We start from the raw sequence: 24,195 nt of genomic DNA on the forward strand, positions 1-24,195 counted from the left end.
TGGGTTTGTCTTGCACACTCAATTATCTTACCTTAAATTGACAAAAAAAACAAATTTTAAATAAAAAAAAAGCATGTCACAAAGACATACTCCTTTTTATATTAATCAACAATGTCAGTAACCTGACCAGCACCAACAGTTCTACCACCTTCACGGATAGTGAACTTAGTACCTTTTTCAATGGCAACTGGCTTGATCAACTCTACAGTAAACTCTACGTTGTCTCCAGGCATAACCATTTCGGTTCCTTCTGGTAATTCAATCTTACCAGTAACATCAGTTGTGTGGAAATAAAATTGTGGACGATAATCTGAGAAGAATGGAGTATGACGTCCACCTTCATCCTTGTTCAAGATATAAACTTGACCCTTGAATTGTTTATGGGTTTGAATTGAACCTGGTTTAGCTAAAACTTGACCACGTTCGATTTGATCACGGTCAATACCACGAAGCAATACACCAACGTTATCTCCGGCTTCACCTAAATCAAGTGTCTTACGGAACATTTCCAATCCAGTTACAGTTGATTTTTCAACTTTATCAGTCAAACCAACAATTTCAACTTCGTCACCAATCTTAACAGTACCACGATCGATACGACCAGAAGCAACAGTACCACGACCAGTAATTGTAAATACGTCTTCTACTGGCATCAAGAATGGCTTATCAGTATCACGTACAGGTGTTGGAATGTATTCATCAACAGTATCCATCAATTTCTTGATAACTGCTTCTTGTTCTGGATCGCCTTGAAGTGCCTTCAATGCTGAACCACGAATTACAGGTACATCGTCACCAGGGTAACCGTACTCTGATAACAAGTCACGTACTTCCATTTCAACCAAGTCAATCAATTCTGGATCGTCAACAAGATCTACTTTGTTCAAGAATACAACTATATAGTTAACACCAACCTGACGTGCAAGCAAGATGTGTTCACGAGTTTGTGGCATAGGACCATCAGTTGCAGCAACAACCAAAATAGCTCCATCCATTTGTGCAGCACCAGTAATCATGTTCTTAATGTAGTCTGCGTGACCTGGAGCATCCATATGTGCATAGTGACGCTTTTCAGTTTCATACTCAACGTGAGCGGTATTGATAGTAATACCACGTTCCTTTTCTTCTGGTGCAGCATCAATACCTGCATAATCCTTAGCTTCTGCTAAACCTTCTTTTGCTAAAACAGTAGTGATAGCTGCTGTTAAAGTCGTTTTACCATGGTCAACGTGGCCGATGGTACCAATGTTTACGTGCGGCTTAGTTCTAACGTAATGTTCTTTTTCTGCCATTAAAATGACCCTCCTGTATATTTGCAAGAAGTCCGTCTACAAGTAACGGATATTTCTTTCTTTTATTATTATACTACTTTCAAAGATAAAAGCATAGCAATTACCGCTTTGAAAATATCCTTAACTGATATTATCACACAGAATTTAATTGGGCAATAGTTATATCTTATTAATTATTTTTTATTTTGTAATTGTAATTAAACCGATATAATTCTGCATAAACATCATTTAATAATTTAGTATATTCATTGATATTATCAGATTCTCCATTTATATAATCTATAAAACACCTAGCAAATTTATCTGCATCGGTAATATAGAGTTCTATACACGGAAAAATAACTTCACAAAAAATTGTAATTTCATTGACTAATAAATTCAATTTACTTGGATTATTTTCATAGTGATGCTTCAAGAATGAAATTAAATATCTATAAATAGAATTTTGATAAAAAATACTAGTATCGGCAGGCACAAAAAACCGCATTTGACCCAAAATTCTAATATTAATTTTTTTGCTTACTCCAAGCTTGATAAAATCATTACACAAAGTTGCTTTAACTATAAAGTCAGTAGTGGGATCTAACAATAAACTTTTTGAAAATTCAATAAATGTTTCTTCATCTAGACTATACAATTTAATATAATCTTCTTGCGTAATTATATTAAGCTTATGAAAATCCGACATTATTTTATCTGCATCAAATCCTACAATAGGCACTATTTCAATAGCTAGAGGTTTACCCAGCAAATAGGATACCTGTTTAGCTTCAATATAAAAATGTCGTTCTTGAAGAACTTTCAAATAAAATTTAAATAGCATATCATCAGAAAAAAGATCAGATTCATCTTTTAAAAGTTTATAAGCTTCATCTGGTCTTTTTTCTTGTAAAAATATATTTCCCAATGCAATAACGCACTTTATATCATGTTGTACACTCAAGTATTGTAAATAACAATTCTTTGCACGTTCTAAATCACCTATAGTTAACGCTTTTTGTGCCAACTCAATTAATTTTTTTAGGTCTGAAACGGACATTTTTTATATCCCTTTTTATCTTAATTTTTCTATTATTAAATTTATATTTGGAAACTGCAGCTGAATTACTATATGTGCCTTTTTTAACAATCTGACTAATAACGTTTAAATTAGAATTAGCTTTAACAGCTTCAATATCATCATGATCAGCAGATACATTTGCTTGACGTCTTACCATAGCACGATGTCTATTTTGATTTACTTCCATCACTATGGGTAAAACAACGGGTCTACGTCCAGTTTCCTTATATAAAAATTTCTCTAAATTAGTATGTAAATCTTGTTTTAACTCTGTCCAATCAAATTTCTTATGATTGAAATTATTACTTATAGTCGTTTTAATTACATCCGATGCTCCATCCATCACATCATGACTTTCCTTAATATAAATGAATCCTCTGGTAGAAACTAATGGTTCAGCAACGATTTTTTTCTTTTTTCTGTCAATTGTAACAGCTGCAATAAAAATACCGTCATCAGACAATATTTCTCTATCTCTCAAAACAATATTTCCAACATCACCAACACCCGAACCATCTATCATGGTATCTTCTGCAGGTACAGGATCTGTCAAATAAAACTTATCATCATCAAGTAATAAACAATCCCCATTTTTTGTAATATATATATTTTCAGGATCCATGCCAGCCTCTACAGCTAAGTTTTTATGTATTTCCAATAAGCGATACTCACCTATTACTGGAATTAGATACTTAGGTTTTAACGTATCAATAAGCATCTGTAAATCTCTACCCGTAGCATGACCACTAGTATGCTTATCATACCCTAATTGCTTAACAATACCACCCGATCTATAAATAATATCACTAGTTTGAGCAACCATAGTTTCTACAGAATGTGATGGTGTAGTAGCTATAAAAACTAGGTCTCCATTTTTTATTTTGATCATTCGATGCCTATTAGTTGCCATTTTTTGCAATGACTTCAACGGCTCGCCCATCCTACCTGTTTCTAAAATTAATATATTTTTGTCAGGTATATTTTTTAGATCTTTACCATGAATTAAGATATCTTTTGGAACATTTAAATATCCCATTTGCATGGCAGTATAAACGATTCTACCAATATCTCTACCTGTCAAAAATACCTTTCTTTCAGTAGCTGCTGCTGCTTGAAAAATCTCTTGTACACGTACAATATTAGAGGCCTTAGATGCAACGATAATCCTACCATCATGGTTTTTAAATACATTCAAAATATATTTTTCAATATCTGGTTGTTGATCATTCTGCAGAACAGATTCAGAATTGGTTGAATCACTTAATAAGGCTAATACTCCCTTACGTGAAATATCAGCTAATCGAACAAAATCCATTCTGTAGTCTTTTTTAGCAGACGGATCAAATTTAAAATCACCAGTATAAACTATTTCACCTTTTTCAGTAGAAACGTCAATTCCTAAAGAATCTGGCAATGAATGCGTTGTTTTGAAAAATGAAATAGTAACATTATTGAAATCAATCTCAGTATCTTCATCGATAACATGAAATAAATCATCATTACATTGTTTGTTTTCATGTTGTACTGCAATCTTAGCTAATTCAATTGTTAATTTAGATCCAAAAACTGGAATATCATAATCACGCAAAATATATGGCAATGCTCCAATAGCATCTGCATGACCATGCGTAAGAAAAATACCAGCTACTCTATCTCCATAATCTGCAAAAAATTGCAAATCTGGTATAACAATATCTATCCCGAGCAAAGAACTATCTGGATACTTAAGACCTGCATCAAGTACAAAAATTTCATCATCAACTTGTACACCATACATGTTCTTACCATTTTCGCGTACTCCGCCCAGCATCATTATTTTTATTTGTTGTGTCATATAATTTTCTTCCTTTTCAGATTGATAATATATTTGGATCTAATAGATCAAATTGATTATGTTCACGACCATTTTAACATATTACACAACTATTTTAAAAGATTAATGATTTTTGATTATTTATCGCAAACAAAAAAGTCCAATAACATCAATGACGATGATTATTAGACTTATATTATTCATGTATTAACGACGTAAACCTAACTTAGTAATCAAATCACGGTAACGTTGAATATCCTTACCCTTCAAATAACGAAGTAAGTTACGACGGTGACCAATCTTCTTCAACAAACCAACATATGAATGGTGATCTTGCTTGTTCAATTTTAAATGATCATTAAGATTGTTGATATCTTCAGTCAACAATGCGATTTGCACTTCTGCTGAACCTGTATCGCCTTCATGACGTGCAAATTCTTTAACTAACTGATCTTTCTTTTCCTTTGTAATTGCCATAATAAATACCTCTCAATTATAAAATGCCATTAACAACGTTGAGCGATGGCACCGCTTAACAGCGCTAATGGTTCTAACAAATATTTATGTTACTAAATTTTTTTTAGAAATGCAAGTATATTTTTTCTTGCACCATACTTAACTATTTAGTACAATTAACAAGTAAACCTATATTTAATCGAGGTGATTTTGATGCCACAAATTAAATCAGCAATTAAACGTGTAATTACTAGTGATAAGGCTAATAAGCGTAATGCATCTGACTTAAGTAAGTTAAGAACACAAGTTAGAAAGTTTAAAGAAGCTGTTGCAGCTAATGCAGATAACGTAAATGATTTGCATATTGAAGCAGCTAGAGCTCTTGATAAAGCAGCTTCTAAAGGTCTTATTTCTAAGAATAAGGCTAATCGTGATAAGTCACGTTTAACTAAGAAAGTAGCTAAATAATTTAGATGGTACTAAAAAAACAGATAATATATTGATATTATCTGTTTTTTATATGTTTAATAGATATACTTTTAAAAAGGATTCACCTGTATAAGTACCATTTTTATATCCATAATCTAATTTTATCGCATACTTAATACTCTGCTTTAGACGAGTAATATCTAACCTGTTGTTTAAAGCATAATATATTCTATAAGGATTGGCGTCTAATTCATCAACAATTTGATCTTTAATCCATCCTCTTTTTTGTAAAATCTTAACACACAATAAAAATTCCAACTGGCTCTCAAAAATTGCTAATAATGCAATCGGTGTCAGTCCATTATTGATTTGGTCGTCTAATCTACGATTAGCTTCAACATAATTTTTATTAAAGATAGCAGTCATAATCTCAAAAACATTTTCAGATAAAGACTGATCGATATTACTTTTAACAACTTCAGGTAATATTTCTTTACCTTCAACAATATTTTTTAATTTTAAATAATTATTTAAAGCTAGCGAAAAAACATTGTCACTTCGCTTAATTAATTCCGTAAATGCATCCCCAATAAATTTTATTTTTTCTGCAGCAGCAATAGATTTCAAAATTTTAGCCACTTCTTGAGCTTTAAAATTGGTTTCGACAACATTTACATTTTTAATTAACAACTTAACAATAGCTTTACGTTTATCAATTTTTTCATAATTAGCCACAAAAACTATCAAATCATCTAAAATAGATAAATTATCAATTAACTGCTTTAATTTTTCTAATTGTTTAGAATCCTTAACTACAAATTTAGTACTCAAAAATATTGGATTTTTAACAATAATTAGCCTTTGCAAACTAAATAATGAGGACTCACTAATTGTGGCAATTAATCCATCTATCCCAGATTCTAAAACATCAACATATATAAGATCGTAATTGCTAAATTGTTTTTGTTTAACAAAATCTGTCATTATGTAATTATTAAGTAAATCATTGGTACCATAAATTAAAAGATGGTTTTTATCTTTATTAGATTGTTTAAATAATGATATTAATGTCATAACCTACCCTTGTTGAAACATGTCTTAATTGTTTTCTTATTCCATAAATAATGCCTAAATATGATTGTACCATTATCTTGCGTATTCAAATATGGAATTTTACATTCATTTAATGTTTTCAGCGTTTCCGCATGAGGATGACCAAAACGGTTATTTCTACCAGAAGAAATAATTGCTAACTTTGGTCTTATTTGCCGTAAATACTTAGGATCAGTCGCTGTTCTACTGCCATGATGGCCTAATTTAATATAATCAGCTTTAATATTAAAGTTATTAATAATTTTGACCTCACCTGCACGATCAAGATCACCAGTAAAAATCCAATTATCACCTGATAGGTTAAACATCAAACTTAAAGAATCTTCATTCTTACCAACCGATTTTTCAAAAGGGTAAAGAATATGAAATTTAATATTTGCTTCTTGAACTAAATTACCTACTAACAAATTAATTAACTTAGTATGTGCTACTTTTCCAGCTATCCTTCTTTTAAAAGAATTATTATCCAATAACCCATCACCAAAATATATTTTTTTAACTCTTATATAACTTAAAAGATCTCGCAAATTTCCAACATGGTCAGCATCTTGGTGAGACAAAAAAATACCATCTATTTTATTAATTCCTTGAGAATACAAAAATGGTAATAATATTTTTTCAGTTTGCGATATTCCGCTATTACCTTTCTTACCGAAATTAACTTTTCCTCCTACATCTATTAAATAACATTTGCGATTGAGAGGTGTAGTAATTAAAATGCTATCACCCTGCCCAACATCAATGAAAGCAACTTGCGAATAGAGCGGAAAATGTATCAAAATGAAAAATAGCAGATACCCTAAAGATAGCCAATAGTAGATACGTAATTTAAATAAAATCATTTTAGGTTTAATGATTAATATAAACGTTAATATCAACAAAAGTATAGTTTGCCACCAATTTATTTGTCCAAATATAATTATTCCAATTTTAGCACGTGCTACCGTTTCTATAACCTTAGTTATTATTTGCATTATCATTTCAAATAAAAAAGATAACTTAGGGATAATAGCAAACGTAACTAAATTTATAAAAGTTATCGGCAATAAAACAAAATTAAAAATTGGTACAATAAGGAAGTTAAATATAATCGTTAGAATATTCATCTGGAAAAAATAATGCAACAAAATTGGCAAAATAGCTAGATTAACAAAAATATTTTGCATTATCATTGAATATTTTTTGGTCGCTATTATTGCAACTACCAATAAATAAGATAAAATAGCACCGACATTTAATAACAATGAAGGTTTCAAAAACAAATGAAATATAAAAACTAATGATAATATATCTAACAAACTTAAAGGTATTTTTTTACTTTTAAAAAATGAACTTAATAAAAAAGTTAAAGTCGCTCTAAAAAAGCCTGGTTGAAAAGCAGATAAAAAAAGTTCCACGAATAATATTACTGTACATAAGATAAAGCACTCTCTTTCAGTTCGTTTTATTATAGAACAAAACTTACTAATAATCATAGTATATAGACTAACATGCAGACCTGAAATACTTAATAAATGAATAACTCCTAAATTGCGATAACTATTCAAAATATCTTTATTATTAACTTTATCTGGATTTTCAGCCAAAATTAACTCATGTGAGAAAAAAGATAGTAAACGTGACATTTTACTAAGATATTCTTTTATTTTATAACGTATCAAATAAAACAAATCATATATACTTGGTTTTCTATTTACAATTGTGAAGTGTTTTATCTGAATTTGTTGTTTTATCTCTCTACATAAGCCCCACTTTTTAAAATTAAACTGTCCTGGAACTGTATTAGGCATTAAGCTATTAATTTTACTATCATCAACTTTTATCCAAAAAGGAATACCTTTTTTAAATTTCTCAATGAATTGCTGATTAGAATTTATACTTATATATAAATTACTATTTTTATATTTTGCACAACCAAAATATAGATTTTCACTATGAGATAATTTATCTGGATACACTTTAATTGGACTATCTATCTTCTTATATTCACTTATATTTTTTCTATAAGAGCCCCATAAAAAGAAAACCAATAATATGCAAAGTATGGTTAAAAAAGCTTCTTTAAATTTAAAATAAAATACAAATAACAAATATGCTATAAAAAAAATCGAAACTAAAACTTGCCAAATATTTGTTGCCAAAAATAGTGCTATAGATTCTATAGCCAAAATCAGTGCTAATAAGAATAATTGCCCATTTTTTAAATTATAAAACGAGATGTGGTTTAAGCTTTTCAATAGTTTTTACACCTATTCCTGACACTTGTTTTAAATCATCAATAGACTTAAATCCTCCTATACGCTCACGACATTCAATAATTTGTTCAGCTCTTTTTTGACCAATACCAGATAATTTTTGTAATTCCTGTGCAGTAGCAGTATTTATATTTATTTTATCTTGCTTATCATCAGAGTTAACATTATTTGCTTCGGCAGCTGTATCAGCTACCTTCTCTGTTTTATCTGGAATATAAATCTGATCCTGATCTTTTAAAATACGTGCTCTATTAATTGCACGTAGTTGTGCATCTGATCTTAATCCACCCGCTTTTTTAATCAAGTCATTTAACCTAGAACCAGATTTCAAAGTATATACACCGCTTTTATTAATTGCACCTGAAATATCACAAGTTATAAATTTCGAACTGTGTGACGAATGCTGTTTATTATCAGAATTAGTTTTCTTTTGGTTTGCATTTTGTTGCACCAAAGGTTCATTTTCAATCATATTGTCATCTCTTACTTGAAAATAAAGAAAAATACCAAATAATATTAATCCCCCAATAACACATATCGTCTTTTTTTCATCAAAAAATTTCTTAATTTTATCAAAAAACACAATTTTCACCTCGTAACTTATATACGAAAAATTGTGTCTTTTTTATTTATTATTTTTTAAATAATTGATAGCATCCCTAAAATTATATACTGGAACAATTTTCATCTTCGTCTTTAACTTTTTAGCTGTTTTCAATGCTATTTGATAATTAGTTTGTGATTTTTTCTCACCTTGCAGGCATTCAGCTGGTACTAAGAAAATATCTGCATTTGCACGTGCAGCAGCTATCGTTTTCTGCTTAATACACCCTATTGTACCAACATGACCATCTGCTTCGATTGTACCAGTACCGACGATTTTTTTATGCATACTTAATCTTTTATGTGTAAATACTTGATAACATGCTAATGTAAACATAAGACCTGCTGAAGGTCCACCAATGTCAGGCGTACAAATTTTTAAGGGAGCCTTCGTTATAATCTCAGTATTATCGAGCAAAGTTATCCCTATACCATGTTTTTTAAGACGAGGTATATTAATTAATTTACCATCAACCTGCTTTTCTTTTTTGTTACGCAAAATGGTTAATTTTAGTTTTTTATGTAATGGATATTTTTTCAAATATTCAATCAAAGCTGCACTCGATCGGATATTCTTTTTATTGGCTTTAATAATCATGTCGCCAATTTTTAACTTAGAATAAAATCGTGACTGAGGCAAAACTTCCAAAACCTTAACACCTTGATAACGAATTTTAAACTTTATTCCTGCGGATTTAGCTGCAACATAGATAGCATTGTTTTGACTAGATTTCATATAACATTTTTGCATTTGATCATATTGATTATCATTTGTATCGCCCATGATCTCTTTAGAATAAAATCGTGATTCATCACTACGCAATAAAGATAGCAAATAATCAATCATATTAGCTTTGCGTCCATAAACAGTTACTAAATATAAATTATGGCTTACTTTATTTTCTTTTGTAACTAAATAATCACTTACTCTATCAACTTCTCCAGGTGATTCAATGTAATAATTGGTTGGCCAAATAAAAAATATCAATAAAATTACTAAACAAAACCCGATAATAAGAAATTTTACCTTTATATTAATTTTCTTTTTAAACATATTATTTATTCAATTTCTTCTTTAACGCTTCAGACACTATATCGGGTACAAGTTTGGTTATATCGCCACCAAAAGTTGCTGTCTCCTTAATCATAGTAGAAGAAATGAAACTATTTTCCGGTCCTGTTAACAATAATATTGTATTCAATTGTGGTGCTAAAGTTTTATTAATTGCTGCTATTTCCCTTTCATAATTAAAATCTGCATCATTACGTAAACCTCTTACAATCGTATTGGCACCCAATTTCATAGCGACATCGACAGCTAATTCTTGAGGTCTAGCTATAACTTCAACTTTTGAATTATCTTTAAAAACAGTTTTAGCTATTTCCAAACGTTCCTCTTCAGTAAATAAATATTTTTTATTAGTGTTGGTCATAATAACAAAAAACACTTTATCAAATATCGTTGTAGCAATATTAACTGTCTCTACATGACCATTTGTCAGTGGATCAAAGCTACCAGGAAATATCGCTTTTCTCATATTATTTTCTTTCATAAATTTTAAACTTAGTTCTTCCTAAATGATGTCTATTTATTAAACTATAACCCTCTACATCAGGTAACTCTACATTTTCATCAGTTTCTGCTACTATCAATGCCTTTTCATTCAAAATATTTGCATCAAGCATAATTTTCATTACCTTGATTATTTTTTCTTTAGCATAGGGGGGATCTAAAAACACCAAATCAAAATGATAATTTCGAGATGCAAGAATACTGATAGCTCTTAAATCACTATTTTTAAAGATTTCAAATCTTTCCTTTTCCTTAGTCAACAAAATATTTTTTTTAATGATTTCACATGCAGCATAATTTATATCTACAAAAACTGCACTATCATATCCCCTAGAAACGGCTTCTAATCCTAAAGCACCACTACCAGCATATAAATCTAGCACACGACCTCCACTAAAAAATTGACCCATTGCGTTAAATAAAGATTCTTTTACCTTATCACTCGTGGGACGCGTTGAATTGCTTTTTAATGTAAATAGGTTTCTCCTAGCATATTTTCCAGAAATAATTCGCAAAATTAAAATTCCTCACCATTCTTTAACTTGTTTTCTGCTGTTGTTTTTAAATTCTTCATTAGCTCAGTTGTATGCTCAGAAGAAAAATCTAAATCATTATATTTAGAAATTTCAACCGATTTAACAAATTTATTTTCAGTCAGCATTGTTATAATTTTTTTTGCTTTAGATTCACTTATATACATGATAGCATAATCATTTTTGGGGGAAGCGTAGATTAGATTCCCGAATTTATATAAAAAACTTTTTTCATAGTTTTTATTAAGATACACTACAATAGCAACTCGATCACTTATTTGCTCAACTTTATTTTTATCTTGAAAAACTAACCCCATTCAGTATATCCTTTCTTGCACGCATGATTTTTTCATTTGCTTCAATATTTAAAACTACAGCTACTGCAGCAGTTAATGCCATGATAGATGATCCACCATATGATATAAAAGGTAAAGTAACTCCTGTTATTGGTAACATTCCTAATACAGCACCCACATTAAAGAATGTTTCTGTAAATATAATTGTTGCAATACCAAAACATAATAATGAATTAAACTGATTTTGAGTATGTAATCCTACTTCCGTTATACGCCAAACCAAAAAGAATAAAATAGCGACAACGGCAATTCCACCAATTGATCCTAATTCCTCTGAAATAATAGACAAAATGAAGTCAGTATACGGTTCTGGCAAATATCCTCTTTTTTGCATAGAATTACCTATTCCTACGCCAAATAAACCACCATTATGAATTGCATAATAAGAATTAACTAATTGTCCTCCTGAAGTTTTCTCTAACTCAAAAGGATGTGCAAAAGCCAATAAACGTTGAAATTGATAATACTTTGTAATAAAAGCAGGTTGAAAATGTAACAAAAGAAACACAATAGCTAATACAGAGAAAAATAAAATCAATAACCCACCTACAGCATATTTAATAGGCATCCCTGAAACTGAGTACATTATACAAACAATTAAAAACAAAATAGAAGTACCACCAAAATCAGGTTCCAATATTGTTAAAAACAACATTAACCCAACTAACATAGTCGGTTTCTTTAAATTTTCAATAATTTTACCTGGTATTAAATATCCATCTTTCCTAGATAAAACAAAAGCCAAATAAAATATTAATGCTAATTTTGCAAATTCAACTGGCTGCACATTAATCGGCCCTACTTTAATCCAACCAACAGCACCATTAATTTCCGCTTGACCATGAGATATTATTTTTAAAACAATTAGAAAAAATAACATTGCTATGGAAATAACAAGAAAAAAGAATACAAAATTTAGTCGTTTTAAAAGTTCTAATTTTATAGTAAAAAATGGTACACCCAAAGCCAAAAATGCAAGTATAAAATTAATTATTTGTTTACGCATATATACCATTGGAGAAAATCCATTAACTAACAAAATATCCGAACTGGCCGAATATATCATAACAATACCAAATAAGGATAAAAGCAAATATGGTATTAGAATGCTATAATCTAAATATTTCAGTTTCTGTCTCATGCTAAATTCTCCCTAACTCATATTTATTGTATTATATCACTTAAACATAGATCATTTATATTGTAACGAATATCTTAACTCAAAAAAACACCACACAGTCAATCATTATCATGTGTGGTGTTTAATTTGTATAATATCAGATATTAATCTTTGTCACGTTTTTTATCTGCTTTTTTACGTTCATTAGTATTCAAGATTTTCTTACGTAATCTAATACTCTGAGGTGTTACTTCACAATACTCGTCATCATTTAAGAACTCAATAGCTTCTTCCAAGGTTAATGTTTTCGGTGTCTTAATTGCTGCAGCATGATCCTTACCAGCTGCACGTGTATTTGTTAGGTTTTTACCCTTAGTTACATTAACTGCTATATCACGTTCCCTTGAGGATTGACCAACAATCATTCCTTCATAAACTTCAACTCCCGCACCAATAAATAATTGGCCACGTTCTTCAACTGATTGTAGAGAATATGTAGTTGAAGGACCTTGGTTAATAGAAACTAAAGCTCCATTTCTACGACCTGGTGCCCAATTCTTAATTACAGGACCATATTTTTCAAAAGTATGGTTAAGAATACCATATCCAGCAGTTTGTGACATAAACTCGTTGTTATATCCTATTAATCCACGAGATGGTACTAAAAATTCCAATCTGGTTTGACCATTACCAGTTGATTCCATATTTTTCATTTCTCCTTTTCTTTGAGAAATTGAATCAATTACAGAACCAACATATTGGTCAGGCGTATCAACTTGCACAGCTTCAAAAGGCTCACACATCTGTCCATCAATTTCACGATAAATAACTTTTGGACGAGACAATTGCATTTCAAACCCTTCACGACGTAATTCTTCGACAAGAATAGACAAGTGTAATTCTCCACGACCAGAAACTGTCCAAGAATTAATTTGATCGGTTGATTCAACTTTCAAAGAAACATCGGTTCTTGTCTGTTTAATCAATCTATCTTCCAACTTCTTTGGAGTAACTTGTGTACCTTCCTTGCCTGCAAATGGTGAATCATTTGCTACAAAATTCATTTGCAATGTAGGTGGATCAATATGTAATGGTGGTAAAGCTTCAGCATCCTCAGCAGACGCAATTGTTTCACCAACAAAAATATCATTAATACCAGATATCGCAATAATATCCCCTGCTTTGGCCTCTTGGATTTCATTTCTATTTAACCCGAAGTAACCAAATAATTTGGTAACACGGAAATTTTGCTTAGTACCGTCAATTTTCATAACGGTAATATTATCTCCGACTTTTACTTTTCCTCGGTAAATTCTACCAACTCCAATTCTTCCTACATAATCATCCCAATCTAACATAGTAATCTGGAATTGTAATGATTCATCAGAATTATCAACTGGTGCTGGTATATTTTTACATATAGTTTCAAAAACAGGAGCCATAGTTTGTTCCTGCTTAGCTGGATCATCTTCATATGAAGATGTACCATTAAGAGCACTAGCATATACAACTGGAAATTCTAGTTGATCATCAGATGCACCTAACTCGATAAACAACTCTAATACTTCATCTAGCACTTCAGCTGGACGTGCACCAGGTCTATCAATCTTGTTAATAACAACAATAGGTTTTACGCCGGCTTCCAAAGCTTTTTTCAAAACAAAACGCGTTTGTGGCATAGTTCCTTCATAAGCATCAACTAATAGCAATGCACCATCAACCATATGCATAATACGTTCAACTTCTCCACCAAAGTCAGCGTGTCCAGGTGTGTCTAAAATATTAATTGTTGTATTTTTATACTTAACAGCTGTATTCTTGGACAAAATAGTTATACCACGTTCACGCTCTATAGCATTGGAATCCATGGCTCTATCTGCTATTTGAATATGCTCTGGTAAAGTATCTGATTGCTTTAATAATTGATTAACCAATGTCGTCTTACCATGGTCAACATGGGCTATAATAGCAATATTTCTAATGTCGTCTCTTCTTTGCAAAAGATATTCCTCCCTAAAACTAACGAAAAAGCCGTGACTCCAGTCACAGCTAATAAAAATCATGCATTTCGATGAAGCTTTACATTAACTATAGTTACGTTATGGTATTTTAAACAAAAATTTAGCAAACGTCAATATAAAATGAGCATTTACCACATAAAAATATTTTATTTATATTGCAACAGGGTTGTTGTATAATAATCATCTGATATACATATTTATTAAAATTTTTAAAAGGAGATTTTTTCATTGATACTCATGCACGATATTGTACGTGATGGCAATCATGTACTTAGACAAGTTGGTAAAGAGCTAACCTTTCCATTAAATGATAAGTATAAAAAACTAGCTGAAGATATGATGCAATATCTAATAAATTCTCAAGATCCCAAAATTGCTGAAAAGCATCAATTGAGAGCTGGTGTAGGATTAGCTGCACCACAAGTAGGTGAAAGTGTCCAAATGGCTGCCCTACTAGTTCCCGATGACCAAGGCAATATTATCTTCAAAGAAACTTTTGTTAATCCAAAAATTATTTCAGAATCAGTTAGACGTACCTGCCTATCTGAAGGAGAAGGTTGCTTAAGCGTAGATAAAGATATTCAAGGCTATGTACCTCGAGCATACAAATTAAAAATAAAATATCAGACAGTAGATGGCGAGCAAAAGCAAATATCTCTCAAAGGATATCCTGCAATCGTTGCTTCCCATGAAATTGATCATTTAAATGGTCATTTGTTCTACGATCGTATTGACAAGAAAAATCCGTTTTCATTAGATGAAGATACTGTTGTAATTTCTTAAACAAAGAGCTGCTTGAGGCAGCTCTTTGTTTAAGCTTAATTTGTATACTTATTTGTACATTTATGATAAAATTTTGTTAGCTGTTGGTTTTATCCAACATTTAGACGTTTATTAAAATTAAAAAGGAGATTACATAATGATCTACAAAGTTTTATATCAAAAAGACCAGATTGTTAATCCAAGAAGAGAAACAACACAAACTTTATATTTAAAAGCAGATAATTTAGTTGAAGCTCGCAAATTGGTTGAAGACAACACCCCCTACAACATTGAGTTTATCCAAGAATTAACGGGCAATTCCCTTGCTTATGAAAAGCAAAGTCCGGATTTTAAGCTTTCAACTTTTCCATCAAATAATTAATTAAAATCTTGAAATTAAAAAATGATGAAGTAGGCATTTTCGCCATAGGGGGATTAGGCGAAATTGGTCGAAACATGTATTGTGTACAATACCAAGATGAAATTATCATAATGGATTGCGGAATCAAATTCCCTGAAGATGGTGAAATGGGAATTAACTATATCATTTCTGACTATTCATATTTGATTAAAAATAGAGAAAAAATAAAAGCCTTAGTGGTTACACATGGACACGAAGATCATATTGGTGGGATTCCATTTTTACTCAAAAAAATACCAGAAATACCTGTATATGCCACTCCTTTCGCACTTGCATTAATAAGGGGTAAATTGGATGAACATGGTATTTTAAAAAATAGTGTGCTACATGAAGAATACGAAGATACAGTTCTACAATTTTCAAAATTGTCTGTAACCTTTTTCAGAACAACACACTCTATTCCTGATACATTAGGAATTGCTGTTCATACACCACAAGGTACTGTTATCTTCACTGGCGATTTTAAATTTGACCTTACACCAGTAATGGATCAACCAGCACCGGATTTTCAAAAAATGGCTAAACTAGGAGAAGAAGGCGTACTTGCCTTACTTTCTGATTCAACCAATGCAGAAGTAGCTACATTCACAAAATCTGAACGATTTGTTGCAAAATCCCTGCATAATATTATAACGGGTATTAAAGGACGTATTATTTTCGCTACTTTTGCTTCAAATCTGTATCGTGTATCTACTGCGATTAAAGCTGCTGTAGCTACCGGACGCAAAGTGGCTATATTTGGTCGTTCTATGGAGAATGGTATTCAAAATGGTATAGATTTGGGTTATCTTGATATACCTGAAGGTACAATTGTTGAAGCATCTGAAATTAATAAATTACCTCCTGAGAAGGCTATGATATTATGTACAGGTTCGCAAGGTGAACCCTTAGCAGCACTTTCTAGAATTGCCGACGGTTCACATAGACAGATTAGTATTAAACCAGGCGATACTGTTATCTTTTCTTCAAATCCAATACCAGGAAATACCACTAGTGTTAACCATTTGATTAACAAATTATATGAAGCTGGTGCCGATGTTGTGCACGGAAAAATACACAATGTTCATACTTCTGGACACGGTGGTCAAGAAGAACAAAAAATGATGATCGAGCTAACTAAGCCTGAGTACTTCATCCCTGTACATGGTGAATATCGTATGCAAGTAATACATACAGAAACTGCCCAAGCTACAGGAATGGCTAAGGATCATACTTTTGTACTTGAAAATGGTGATGTACTAGCGTTAACAAAGACTAGTTCTAGAATAGCTGGCAAAATACAAATACCAGATGTTTTCGTTGATACTTCTAGCACATCTGAAGTTGGTGACATAGTAGTTCATGACCGTAAAATACTTGCAGAAGAAGGCTTAGTGGTAGTGGTCGCTACGATTGATTATCAGCATCAACGAGTTCTTGCAGGTCCTGATATTTTAAGTCGTGGTTTCGTTTATATGCGTGAATCAACTGACTTAATTACCGCTGCACAAAAGCATATATATCACCTACTAAGAGTAGAAATGGCCAAAGAAACTAAATCTGATGAGCGTGAGTTAAAAAAGAATATTATTGAAACTTTACAAGATTTTCTATATTCCAGAACAGAACGTCGTCCTATGATTTTACCTATGATTATTGAAAAGAAGTAATAAAAAAGCAATTGCGAAATAACTCGCAGTTGCTTTTTTTATATATCACTCAATCGAACATCTTCCATACCAATCATTGGATCAATTTTATTAGAATATATCAAATCAGGCGTTAAAATATAATTTTCAGAATGATTATCAGCATTATCAATCTCATTTTCTTGTAACTCAATATCATTTTTATTGAATATACACTGAATTTTACTACACAAATCAGTTTGTCGATCATTGCCTTCAGTTTTTAATGCCATTTGATATGCTTGTTCTTCACCAATCATAACCAAATTTTGTTGAGCACGGGTAATCCCAGTATACAATAAATTCTTCTTTAGCATAATATAATTTTGCATCGTTAATGCTAAGATAACCAGTGGAAACTCAGAACCTTGTGATTTATGAATAGTAATAGCATATGCTCTTGTTAAATCTGATAAATCATTAGATGTAAGCATTACTTCGCGATCATCGAATCGAACAATCAATTTGGCTGATTTTTGTGAATCATCAATACCAACCACTTTACCGATTTGCCCATTATAAATTTCTTTTTCAGGATTATTTTGTAATTGTAAGACACGATCACCTATTCTAAAAAATTCATTATGCACTTCTACTTTTTTGGAATCAATCTTAGCAGGATTCATTATATTCTGTAACAAATCATTTAAGCTATTTATACCACTTACACCATTATACATAGCTGTCAAAACTTGAATATCATCAGCACAAAAGCCCTTTTCTAATGCGATATCAACTATTTTTTCTATAGCATCAGCAATACTATTAGGCTTGCAAGATATAAAGGAATAATTAGGCGTTTTAGTAAATATATTTGCTTGAGCATTATTCTGATTAATCTTATGTGCAAGATCGACAATAGATGAATCATCACTCTGTCGATGTATCATACTCAATTTTGTTGTAGGAAAAGCACTAGAAGCTATCAGATCACTAAAAATATTTCCAGGCCCTACTGAAGGTAATTGATCTTTATCACCAACAAATACAATATGTTTTAGTTGAAAAATAGAACTAACTAAATTCTTAAATAAAAACATATCAACCATAGACATTTCATCTATAATTAAAATTTCTCCATTTAGTTCATTCATATTTTCTTGATTTAAATCAGATATGCCTAATCCTAATAAGCGATGTATCGTTTTAGCATCTATACCTGTTAATTCGGACATTCTTTTTGCAGCTCGACCAGTTGGAGCTGCCAATAAAAAAGGAGGATCATCAGTATAAAGGACATCATTTGGAATCTTTTCAATTTCCTGCAAAGTAGCTAAAATACCTCTAATAATAGTTGTTTTGCCTGTACCAGGTCCACCAGTCAGAATAGAAATTGAATTATTCAATGCAGTTTTTATAGCCTTTTTCTGCGTATCATCGTAACTTATATCAAACTTTTGTTCAACGTGCTTAATAGCAGAATTTAAGTCGTCATCTAGATATGGGATATCCTTTTTATTGCTATCACTAATTCTTTTTAAATCATTAGCAATATCTTTTTCTATCGTATACATATTTGTTAAAGATACTTTATCATCAAATATGACTACTTTGTTATCTTTTTTTAAATTATTGACTTCATTAGCTAGCAGATCGAAATCATCTATATAAAGCAATTCACTAGTATTTTCTAGCCACTTATCCATCAAAAGATATGTATTTCCATCTTTTAGAGCCGAATCTAATAATACCTGCATAAGTGCACCCTTTAGACGCCTGCTATCATCCGCTTTAAAGCCTAATTTATTTGCAATACTGTCTGCAATTTTAAAACCATAGCCACGTGTTTCAGCAATTAAAGCATATGGATCTTCTTCTATCTTGGATAATGTCTCACCTTTATATTTATTATACAAATCAGTAATAATACTTTTATTAATCCCATATTGCACCGCTTGAGTTAATATCTCACCCAATTGATCCATATGCAAAATTCCATTTAACAAGCTTTGACGTTGCTTATCTGTTAATTTTAGATCTTCTACAACCTTGTTATTATCTTTAATTTTGGTAAAAAGATCTTCCCCCAATTGTGAAACTATTTTTTCAGCTGTTTTTTTTCCTATTCCTGCAAATTTATCTGAAGCTAAATAATCTACAATCGCATTATATTCCGCAGGCATTATGGCTTGATAACTTTTAGCCTTAAATTGCATACCAAATTTTGAATGCTCAATTATTTCACCTACAAACTTATATCGAATTGACAGATCCATCTCTCCGAAATTACCCATAACTCTAATAGAATCATGATCATATCCAGCTATTTTTCGAATTATATGAACATCCAATATTTTAAACAATTCTTCATTGTTTTCATAAATAATTCCCTCTACCATTCCTATTAACTGTAATTCTGCCATATTAACTCCTAAGAAATATATTAAATCTTATTTTTTAATCATATTAACAATCGAATTATATTGTTTCTTAGCTGAATAAAAATATTTTTCATCCTGCTTTTTCGAACGTTCAAAATATTTTTCTGCTTCAGCTCTATCTTCAGGAAAGTAGGTAACACCCAATAAAAAATTAATCTTAGCCGATCGTATCGAGGCCTCTATCTTTTTATACTCTAATCTTGCTTCGACTAACTTACCCTGACTTAACCAGCAATCTCCTATTAATTCATATGTACGCATACTAGGTTTTTTAATAGTAATAGCATACGCCAAAGCTTTAGCATACTGACCACTTTTTATTGCAACTAGGGCTTTTTGATAAAGAGTCGCATCATTATTAGGCATGCTATCTAAAATTTTACCAGCAGCTTGATAATCCCCTAGCATATAAAAGCAAATGGCAATATTGTAGTCCAGCGACGAGGTATCATCATTAGTACATGCTTTAGCCTTTTGCAACAATTCCAAAGCCTGTTCTGGAGAATTATTTTCTATCAAATATGCAGATAATTCTAAATAATTATTTACATCACTCGGAGCTGCATCTATTTTACAAATCAACGAATGAATGTACGCTTCTTGCTTATTTGATGGTAATACTTTTCTTATTTTCTTATTCATTATATTGAATCTCTACTAGTAATTTTTCTTCCTAAATAAGATGTCTCATTCCATCTTAATTCATTAAAATTAATACTATCTTTAGTTTCTAAAATAGTTAAACTAGTATTAATTAAACCTCCACGCTTACGCAAATCAGCTAATCGATAACCTTCCAAACTTCTAATCAATGCACATAAAGCAGCACCATGACTTACTAAAAGAACCTTATCATTATTGCCACTATACTTAGAAGTTATTTCGTCAATCAAAAGTTTTCCTCGCTTAATCATATGACTAAAACTCTCACCATGAAATTTACGAGGATCATACAAGTCAGGTTCATATCTAAATGCCTTAATTTGATCAGGATATAATCTCTCAGCTTCGGAAAATTTCATTCCCTCCAATTCTCCCAAATCAAATTCACGCAATCGATTATCTGCAATCACAGGAACATCTATATTCATATTTTCTTTAATCTTTAATGCGGTTTGCAATGCACGCTCCAAAGGACTAGCATAAAAAGCTACAAATTTCGTATCCTTTAAAAAAAGAGATAACCGTTTAATATCTTCATAACTTTCGGGTAACAAAGGAGAATTACCATGGCATCCCTGATACCTACCCTCTAAATTCCATTCTGTTTTACCATGTCTGACAAAATATAATTGCATACCTATTCCTCGATAACTAAAAATAACCTTATATTAATTGCAATTGATGATTACCTCTATATGCCTTATCAATGATAGCACCACCTAAACATTCTTCGCCATCATAAAAGACTATTGCTTGACCAGGAGTCACTGCTCTGGCCAATTCATCAAATTCAACATGAACAGTATTATTAGCCTTATTATAATTCATTGTAACTGCAACATCTGGTTGTCTATATCTGAATTTTGCAGTGCAATGAATCGTAGTATCATTAGAAGGCAACCCAGTAAAAAATGAGACTTCACTGGCATCTAAACTAGATGCATATAATAAGTCACTATCATATCCTTGTTCTACAATCAATTCGTTTTTTTGTAAATTCTTGCCCACAACAAACCATGGTGCACATGAACTTTGATTCCCGCCTAATCCTAAGCCAGAACGTTGCCCAATAGTATAATACATAAGACCACTATGTTTACCAACAATACGACCGTCTGAAGTTACAATATTACCGCCCATAGCTGGTAAAAATTCACTGAGGAAGTTTTTGAAATTTCTTTCGCCAATAAAACAAATACCTGTAGAATCTTTCTTTTTGGCTGTAGCTAAGCCAGCTTGTTCCGCTATCATTCTAACTTGCGGTTTACTTAAATCAGCTAAAGGGAAAATTGCCTTTTTCAATTGCTCTTGAGTTACCTGACTTAAAAAATATGTTTGATCTTTATTACCATCTTTTGGTCTCATCATATGGACTACACCATTTTCATCAGTAACAGTTTTCGCATAATGACCCATAGCAATATAATCAGCATCTAATTTCATTGCAAAATCTAAAAAAGATTTAAATTTTATCTCCTTATTGCACATAATATCTGGATTAGGGGTACGTCCTCTTTTATATTCACTTAAAAAATATTCAAATACCTTATTCCAATATTCCTTTTCAAAATTAATAGAATAATATGGTATCCCTATCTTATCCGCAACTCGTTTAACATCTTCAAAATCCTCTGTAGCAGTACAAACACCAGAATCATCGGTATCGTCCCAATTTTTCATGAAGACACCTACTACATCATACCCTTGTTCTTTTAATAAAAGTGCAGATACTGATGAATCAACTCCACCACTCATACCAACAACGACTCTAATATGACTGTTATCTGTCATTATGTTCCCCTTAATTTTCTACTATAATTTCTTTTTCTTCCAAATCTTTCAAAACAAATTGTAGTAATTCGACCATAGATACCAACTGCTTGTTTTTAAAAATATTTACTTTAGTTAACCCATTTATATCTGTTACTACCATAGTTAAATGATTTAACTCTTTATTAATAGTCATTTTCAATTTAGCAGTAGCATTATATGGAGAATCTTTATATAAAGGGTGCTCATAGGTATAATTACCATTCACTGTTTTTTTAAATCCTGCATCAATTAATGCATATATCTTGATATTTGAACTTAATGTATATTCTTTATTGCTACCATTAATTTTTACTGTATTAGACATAGTATCTCCTTACTTATCAAAAATACTAACTTACAACTTAACATACGTTAAAAAACTATAGTTATATTTATTTTTTGTATCTTTACAAAAATCTTCTCTATTTATTAACTTATACCTATTATAATCAATAATTGCCATTTTAGTATCAGCTTTAAACCTATTTTGAATAATCGTTTGTTCTAATCGATCTGGTATGTCTTTTAAAGCATCAAATAAAGAAAAGCCACCAATTATATATATAGTTTTTTGCTCATTTAAAAGCCATTTACGCAAATCAGTTAAACTATTAAAAATAGTTATTTGATCATTATCTTTATAATAATTAGTAAATTCTGCGTCTGTTGTTAAAATCACATGGTGTCGATTCTTAAGTAAGCCCGGAAAACTATCAAAAGTTTTTCGACCCATCACTATAGTATGATTTTCCGTCAATTTTTTAAAATGTTTTAGATCAGCTGGCAAATGCCATGGTAATTTTCCCTTATTACCAATATTGCCAGCTAAATCCTCTGCCCAAATAAAAACAATCACTAATATACTTACCTCTCACAATTAAACTGCAACTGGTGCTTTAATAGTCCCATGATGATTATAATCTATTAACTTTATATCTTTCATTTCAAAATCTAAAACTCTGTGTTTCAATGGATTAAGCCATAATGTAGGAGAATCATATGCATTCCGTGATAATTGCTTGTTAACCTGATCAAAATGATTCTTATAAATATGTGCATCACCCAAAGTATGCACAAATTCACCTAATTCCAGTCCAGTTTCTCTAGCAACCAAATTCAATAATAAAGAATAACTTGCAATATTAAATGGAACACCTAAAAACATGTCACCGGATCTCTGATACAACTGCAAACTCAATTTATTATCATTAACATAAAATTGAAATAAAACATGGCATGGTGGCAATGCAACATTAGGAATATCTTCAGGATTCCATGCACTAACTATTAAGCGACGTGAATCTGGATTAGTCTTAATTTGTTCAATAACATTACCTAACTGATCAATAGTATCACCCCTACTAGTTTGCCAACGCCTCCATTGAGCACCATAAACATTACCCAAATCACCATATTTTTTGGAAAATGTTGCATCACTTAATATTTTCTCGGTAAATATATTCATTTGTTCTTGATATTTTATATTAAACAATTCATCGGTTTGTTGTCGCAAGCCAAAATTTGTCATGTCGGGGCCATTATATTCAGTAGAACTTACCCAATTCTTAAAAGCCCACTCATCCCAAATATGATTTTTGTGTTCCAACAAAAATTTTATATTAGTATCGCCCCTTAAAAACCATAACAATTCACTTTTTATTAAACCAAAAGGAACATGTTTTGTGGTAATTATAGGAAATCCCTCGGACAGATCAAAATGCATTTGTGCACCAAAGATGCTGCGTGTGCCAACACCTGTGCGATCAGACTTATCATGCCCTTCCAACATTATTTTTTGTAATAAATCTAAATATGGCTGTTCAAGCTTAGTCAATTCAATAATCCTCCTAAAAAAAAATCTAAGC

General features: G+C 31.2%; 24 protein-coding genes. 4 read left to right on the top strand and 20 right to left on the bottom strand.

Annotation, left to right across the window (positions count from 1 at the left end; translation table 11 throughout):
• Positions 1-101: 101 nt before the first annotated feature.
• From tuf to rpsO, 4 genes are all read right to left on the bottom strand, one after another.
• The gene (gene tuf, locus HMPREF0520_RS05980; RefSeq protein ID WP_006730011.1) at positions 102-1,292 is read right to left on the bottom strand and encodes an elongation factor Tu; all 1,191 of its coding nucleotides are present in this window, start codon (positions 1,290-1,292) and stop codon (positions 102-104) included.
• Between the two features lie 169 nt (positions 1,293-1,461).
• The gene (locus HMPREF0520_RS05985; RefSeq protein WP_006730012.1) at positions 1,462-2,331 is read right to left on the bottom strand and encodes a tetratricopeptide repeat protein; all 870 of its coding nucleotides are present in this window, start codon (positions 2,329-2,331) and stop codon (positions 1,462-1,464) included.
• Complete coding sequence (locus HMPREF0520_RS05990) at positions 2,300-4,186, bottom strand: ribonuclease J (RefSeq protein ID WP_006730013.1); 1,887 nt, start codon at positions 4,184-4,186, stop codon at positions 2,300-2,302. Before HMPREF0520_RS05990 ends, HMPREF0520_RS05985 begins: the two co-directional genes overlap by 32 nt.
• Before the next feature lie 186 nt (positions 4,187-4,372).
• Positions 4,373-4,642: a 30S ribosomal protein S15 gene (rpsO, locus tag HMPREF0520_RS05995; RefSeq protein WP_006730014.1), complete on the bottom strand. Its 270-nt coding sequence runs from the start codon at positions 4,640-4,642 to the stop codon at positions 4,373-4,375.
• 192 nt (positions 4,643-4,834) lie between these two features.
• On the opposite strand from rpsO, the gene rpsT reads away from it, so the two are divergent.
• Positions 4,835-5,089, top strand: coding sequence for a 30S ribosomal protein S20 (rpsT, locus tag HMPREF0520_RS06000; protein WP_006730015.1), 255 nt, complete (start codon positions 4,835-4,837; stop codon positions 5,087-5,089).
• 48 nt (positions 5,090-5,137) lie between these two features.
• On the opposite strand, the gene holA is transcribed toward rpsT, so the two are convergent.
• The 9 genes from holA to typA form a co-directional block, all read right to left on the bottom strand.
• A complete protein-coding gene (gene holA / locus HMPREF0520_RS06005; protein ID WP_006730016.1) occupies positions 5,138-6,124 on the bottom strand; it encodes a DNA polymerase III subunit delta in 987 nt (328 codons plus the stop codon).
• Entirely contained in the window at positions 6,121-8,400 is a 2,280-nt protein-coding gene (locus tag HMPREF0520_RS06010; protein ID WP_006730017.1) for a DNA internalization-related competence protein ComEC/Rec2, read from the bottom strand. The genes holA and HMPREF0520_RS06010 overlap by 4 nt, the downstream gene beginning before the upstream one ends.
• Complete coding sequence (locus HMPREF0520_RS06015; protein WP_006735962.1) at positions 8,369-9,001, bottom strand: helix-hairpin-helix domain-containing protein; 633 nt, start codon at positions 8,999-9,001, stop codon at positions 8,369-8,371. Before HMPREF0520_RS06015 ends, HMPREF0520_RS06010 begins: the two co-directional genes overlap by 32 nt.
• 42 nt (positions 9,002-9,043) lie before the next feature.
• The gene (locus tag HMPREF0520_RS06020) at positions 9,044-10,075 is read right to left on the bottom strand and encodes a SepM family pheromone-processing serine protease (protein WP_006730019.1); all 1,032 of its coding nucleotides are present in this window, start codon (positions 10,073-10,075) and stop codon (positions 9,044-9,046) included.
• A gap of 1 nt (position 10,076) precedes the next feature.
• Positions 10,077-10,559: a pantetheine-phosphate adenylyltransferase gene (gene coaD / locus HMPREF0520_RS06025; RefSeq protein ID WP_006730720.1), complete on the bottom strand. Its 483-nt coding sequence runs from the start codon at positions 10,557-10,559 to the stop codon at positions 10,077-10,079.
• 1 nt (position 10,560) lies between these two features.
• Entirely contained in the window at positions 10,561-11,109 is a 549-nt protein-coding gene (gene rsmD / locus HMPREF0520_RS06030; RefSeq protein ID WP_006730709.1) for a 16S rRNA (guanine(966)-N(2))-methyltransferase RsmD, read from the bottom strand.
• Between the two features lie 2 nt (positions 11,110-11,111).
• Positions 11,112-11,444 (bottom strand): DUF2129 domain-containing protein, encoded by a 333-nt coding sequence (locus HMPREF0520_RS06035; protein WP_006730022.1) that lies wholly within the window; start codon positions 11,442-11,444, stop codon positions 11,112-11,114.
• A complete protein-coding gene (locus tag HMPREF0520_RS06040) occupies positions 11,422-12,624 on the bottom strand; it encodes an FtsW/RodA/SpoVE family cell cycle protein (protein ID WP_006730023.1) in 1,203 nt (400 codons plus the stop codon). Before HMPREF0520_RS06040 ends, HMPREF0520_RS06035 begins: the two co-directional genes overlap by 23 nt.
• Positions 12,625-12,767: 143 nt before the next feature.
• Positions 12,768-14,603: a translational GTPase TypA gene (typA, locus tag HMPREF0520_RS06045; RefSeq protein ID WP_006731691.1), complete on the bottom strand. Its 1,836-nt coding sequence runs from the start codon at positions 14,601-14,603 to the stop codon at positions 12,768-12,770.
• Positions 14,604-14,852: 249 nt separating this feature from the next.
• Here typA and def point away from each other — a divergent pair, with 249 nt between their 5' ends.
• From def to rnjA, 3 genes are all read left to right on the top strand, one after another.
• On the top strand, positions 14,853-15,407 hold the full coding sequence (def, locus tag HMPREF0520_RS06050; protein ID WP_006734105.1) for a peptide deformylase: 555 nt from the start codon (positions 14,853-14,855) through the stop codon (positions 15,405-15,407).
• A 136-nt stretch (positions 15,408-15,543) separates the two neighbouring features.
• Positions 15,544-15,768 (top strand): DNA-dependent RNA polymerase subunit epsilon, encoded by a 225-nt coding sequence (locus HMPREF0520_RS06055; protein ID WP_006730026.1) that lies wholly within the window; start codon positions 15,544-15,546, stop codon positions 15,766-15,768.
• Positions 15,769-15,776: 8 nt separating this feature from the next.
• On the top strand, positions 15,777-17,456 hold the full coding sequence (rnjA, locus tag HMPREF0520_RS06060) for a ribonuclease J1 (RefSeq protein ID WP_006730027.1): 1,680 nt from the start codon (positions 15,777-15,779) through the stop codon (positions 17,454-17,456).
• A gap of 38 nt (positions 17,457-17,494) precedes the next feature.
• Here rnjA and recD2 read toward each other — a convergent pair whose 3' ends face one another.
• The 7 genes from recD2 to HMPREF0520_RS06095 are packed head-to-tail and all read right to left on the bottom strand — an operon-like array spanning position 17,495 to position 24,164.
• Positions 17,495-19,837: an SF1B family DNA helicase RecD2 gene (recD2, locus tag HMPREF0520_RS06065; RefSeq protein ID WP_006730028.1), complete on the bottom strand. Its 2,343-nt coding sequence runs from the start codon at positions 19,835-19,837 to the stop codon at positions 17,495-17,497.
• Positions 19,838-19,864: 27 nt separating this feature from the next.
• A complete protein-coding gene (locus HMPREF0520_RS06070) occupies positions 19,865-20,497 on the bottom strand; it encodes a tetratricopeptide repeat protein (RefSeq protein ID WP_006730029.1) in 633 nt (210 codons plus the stop codon).
• Positions 20,497-21,153: a histidine phosphatase family protein gene (locus HMPREF0520_RS06075; RefSeq protein WP_006730030.1), complete on the bottom strand. Its 657-nt coding sequence runs from the start codon at positions 21,151-21,153 to the stop codon at positions 20,497-20,499. Before HMPREF0520_RS06075 ends, HMPREF0520_RS06070 begins: the two co-directional genes overlap by 1 nt.
• A gap of 28 nt (positions 21,154-21,181) precedes the next feature.
• The gene (gene mnmA / locus HMPREF0520_RS06080; RefSeq protein ID WP_006730031.1) at positions 21,182-22,309 is read right to left on the bottom strand and encodes a tRNA 2-thiouridine(34) synthase MnmA; all 1,128 of its coding nucleotides are present in this window, start codon (positions 22,307-22,309) and stop codon (positions 21,182-21,184) included.
• 10 nt (positions 22,310-22,319) lie between these two features.
• Positions 22,320-22,655: a hypothetical protein gene (locus HMPREF0520_RS06085; protein ID WP_006730032.1), complete on the bottom strand. Its 336-nt coding sequence runs from the start codon at positions 22,653-22,655 to the stop codon at positions 22,320-22,322.
• Between the two features lie 30 nt (positions 22,656-22,685).
• Complete coding sequence (locus tag HMPREF0520_RS06090) at positions 22,686-23,186, bottom strand: dihydrofolate reductase (protein ID WP_006730033.1); 501 nt, start codon at positions 23,184-23,186, stop codon at positions 22,686-22,688.
• A 21-nt stretch (positions 23,187-23,207) separates the two neighbouring features.
• Positions 23,208-24,164, bottom strand: coding sequence for a thymidylate synthase (locus tag HMPREF0520_RS06095; protein ID WP_006731701.1), 957 nt, complete (start codon positions 24,162-24,164; stop codon positions 23,208-23,210).
• Positions 24,165-24,195 lie beyond the last annotated feature (31 nt).

The organism is Lactobacillus iners DSM 13335, assembly GCF_000160875.1.
Lineage (GTDB): Bacteria > Bacillota > Bacilli > Lactobacillales > Lactobacillaceae > Lactobacillus > Lactobacillus iners.

Bases quoted from the DNA above. Each gene is read 5' to 3' on its own strand.
- tuf (WP_006730011.1), bottom strand. From the start codon at position 1,292: ATGGCAGAAAAAGAACATTACGTTAGAACTAAGCCGCACGTAAACATT.
- HMPREF0520_RS05985 (WP_006730012.1), bottom strand. From the start codon at position 2,331: ATGTCCGTTTCAGACCTAAAAAAATTAATTGAGTTGGCACAAAAAGCG.
- HMPREF0520_RS05990 (WP_006730013.1), bottom strand. From the start codon at position 4,186: ATGACACAACAAATAAAAATAATGATGCTGGGCGGAGTACGCGAAAAT.
- rpsO (WP_006730014.1), bottom strand. From the start codon at position 4,642: ATGGCAATTACAAAGGAAAAGAAAGATCAGTTAGTTAAAGAATTTGCA.
- rpsT (WP_006730015.1), top strand. From the start codon at position 4,835: ATGCCACAAATTAAATCAGCAATTAAACGTGTAATTACTAGTGATAAG.
- holA (WP_006730016.1), bottom strand. From the start codon at position 6,124: ATGACATTAATATCATTATTTAAACAATCTAATAAAGATAAAAACCAT.
- HMPREF0520_RS06020 (WP_006730019.1), bottom strand. From the start codon at position 10,075: ATGTTTAAAAAGAAAATTAATATAAAGGTAAAATTTCTTATTATCGGG.
- coaD (WP_006730720.1), bottom strand. From the start codon at position 10,559: ATGAGAAAAGCGATATTTCCTGGTAGCTTTGATCCACTGACAAATGGT.
- HMPREF0520_RS06035 (WP_006730022.1), bottom strand. From the start codon at position 11,444: ATGGGGTTAGTTTTTCAAGATAAAAATAAAGTTGAGCAAATAAGTGAT.
- HMPREF0520_RS06040 (WP_006730023.1), bottom strand. From the start codon at position 12,624: ATGAGACAGAAACTGAAATATTTAGATTATAGCATTCTAATACCATAT.
- HMPREF0520_RS06055 (WP_006730026.1), top strand. From the start codon at position 15,544: ATGATCTACAAAGTTTTATATCAAAAAGACCAGATTGTTAATCCAAGA.
- recD2 (WP_006730028.1), bottom strand. From the start codon at position 19,837: ATGGCAGAATTACAGTTAATAGGAATGGTAGAGGGAATTATTTATGAA.
- HMPREF0520_RS06070 (WP_006730029.1), bottom strand. From the start codon at position 20,497: ATGAATAAGAAAATAAGAAAAGTATTACCATCAAATAAGCAAGAAGCG.
- HMPREF0520_RS06075 (WP_006730030.1), bottom strand. From the start codon at position 21,153: ATGCAATTATATTTTGTCAGACATGGTAAAACAGAATGGAATTTAGAG.
- mnmA (WP_006730031.1), bottom strand. From the start codon at position 22,309: ATGACAGATAACAGTCATATTAGAGTCGTTGTTGGTATGAGTGGTGGA.
- HMPREF0520_RS06085 (WP_006730032.1), bottom strand. From the start codon at position 22,655: ATGTCTAATACAGTAAAAATTAATGGTAGCAATAAAGAATATACATTA.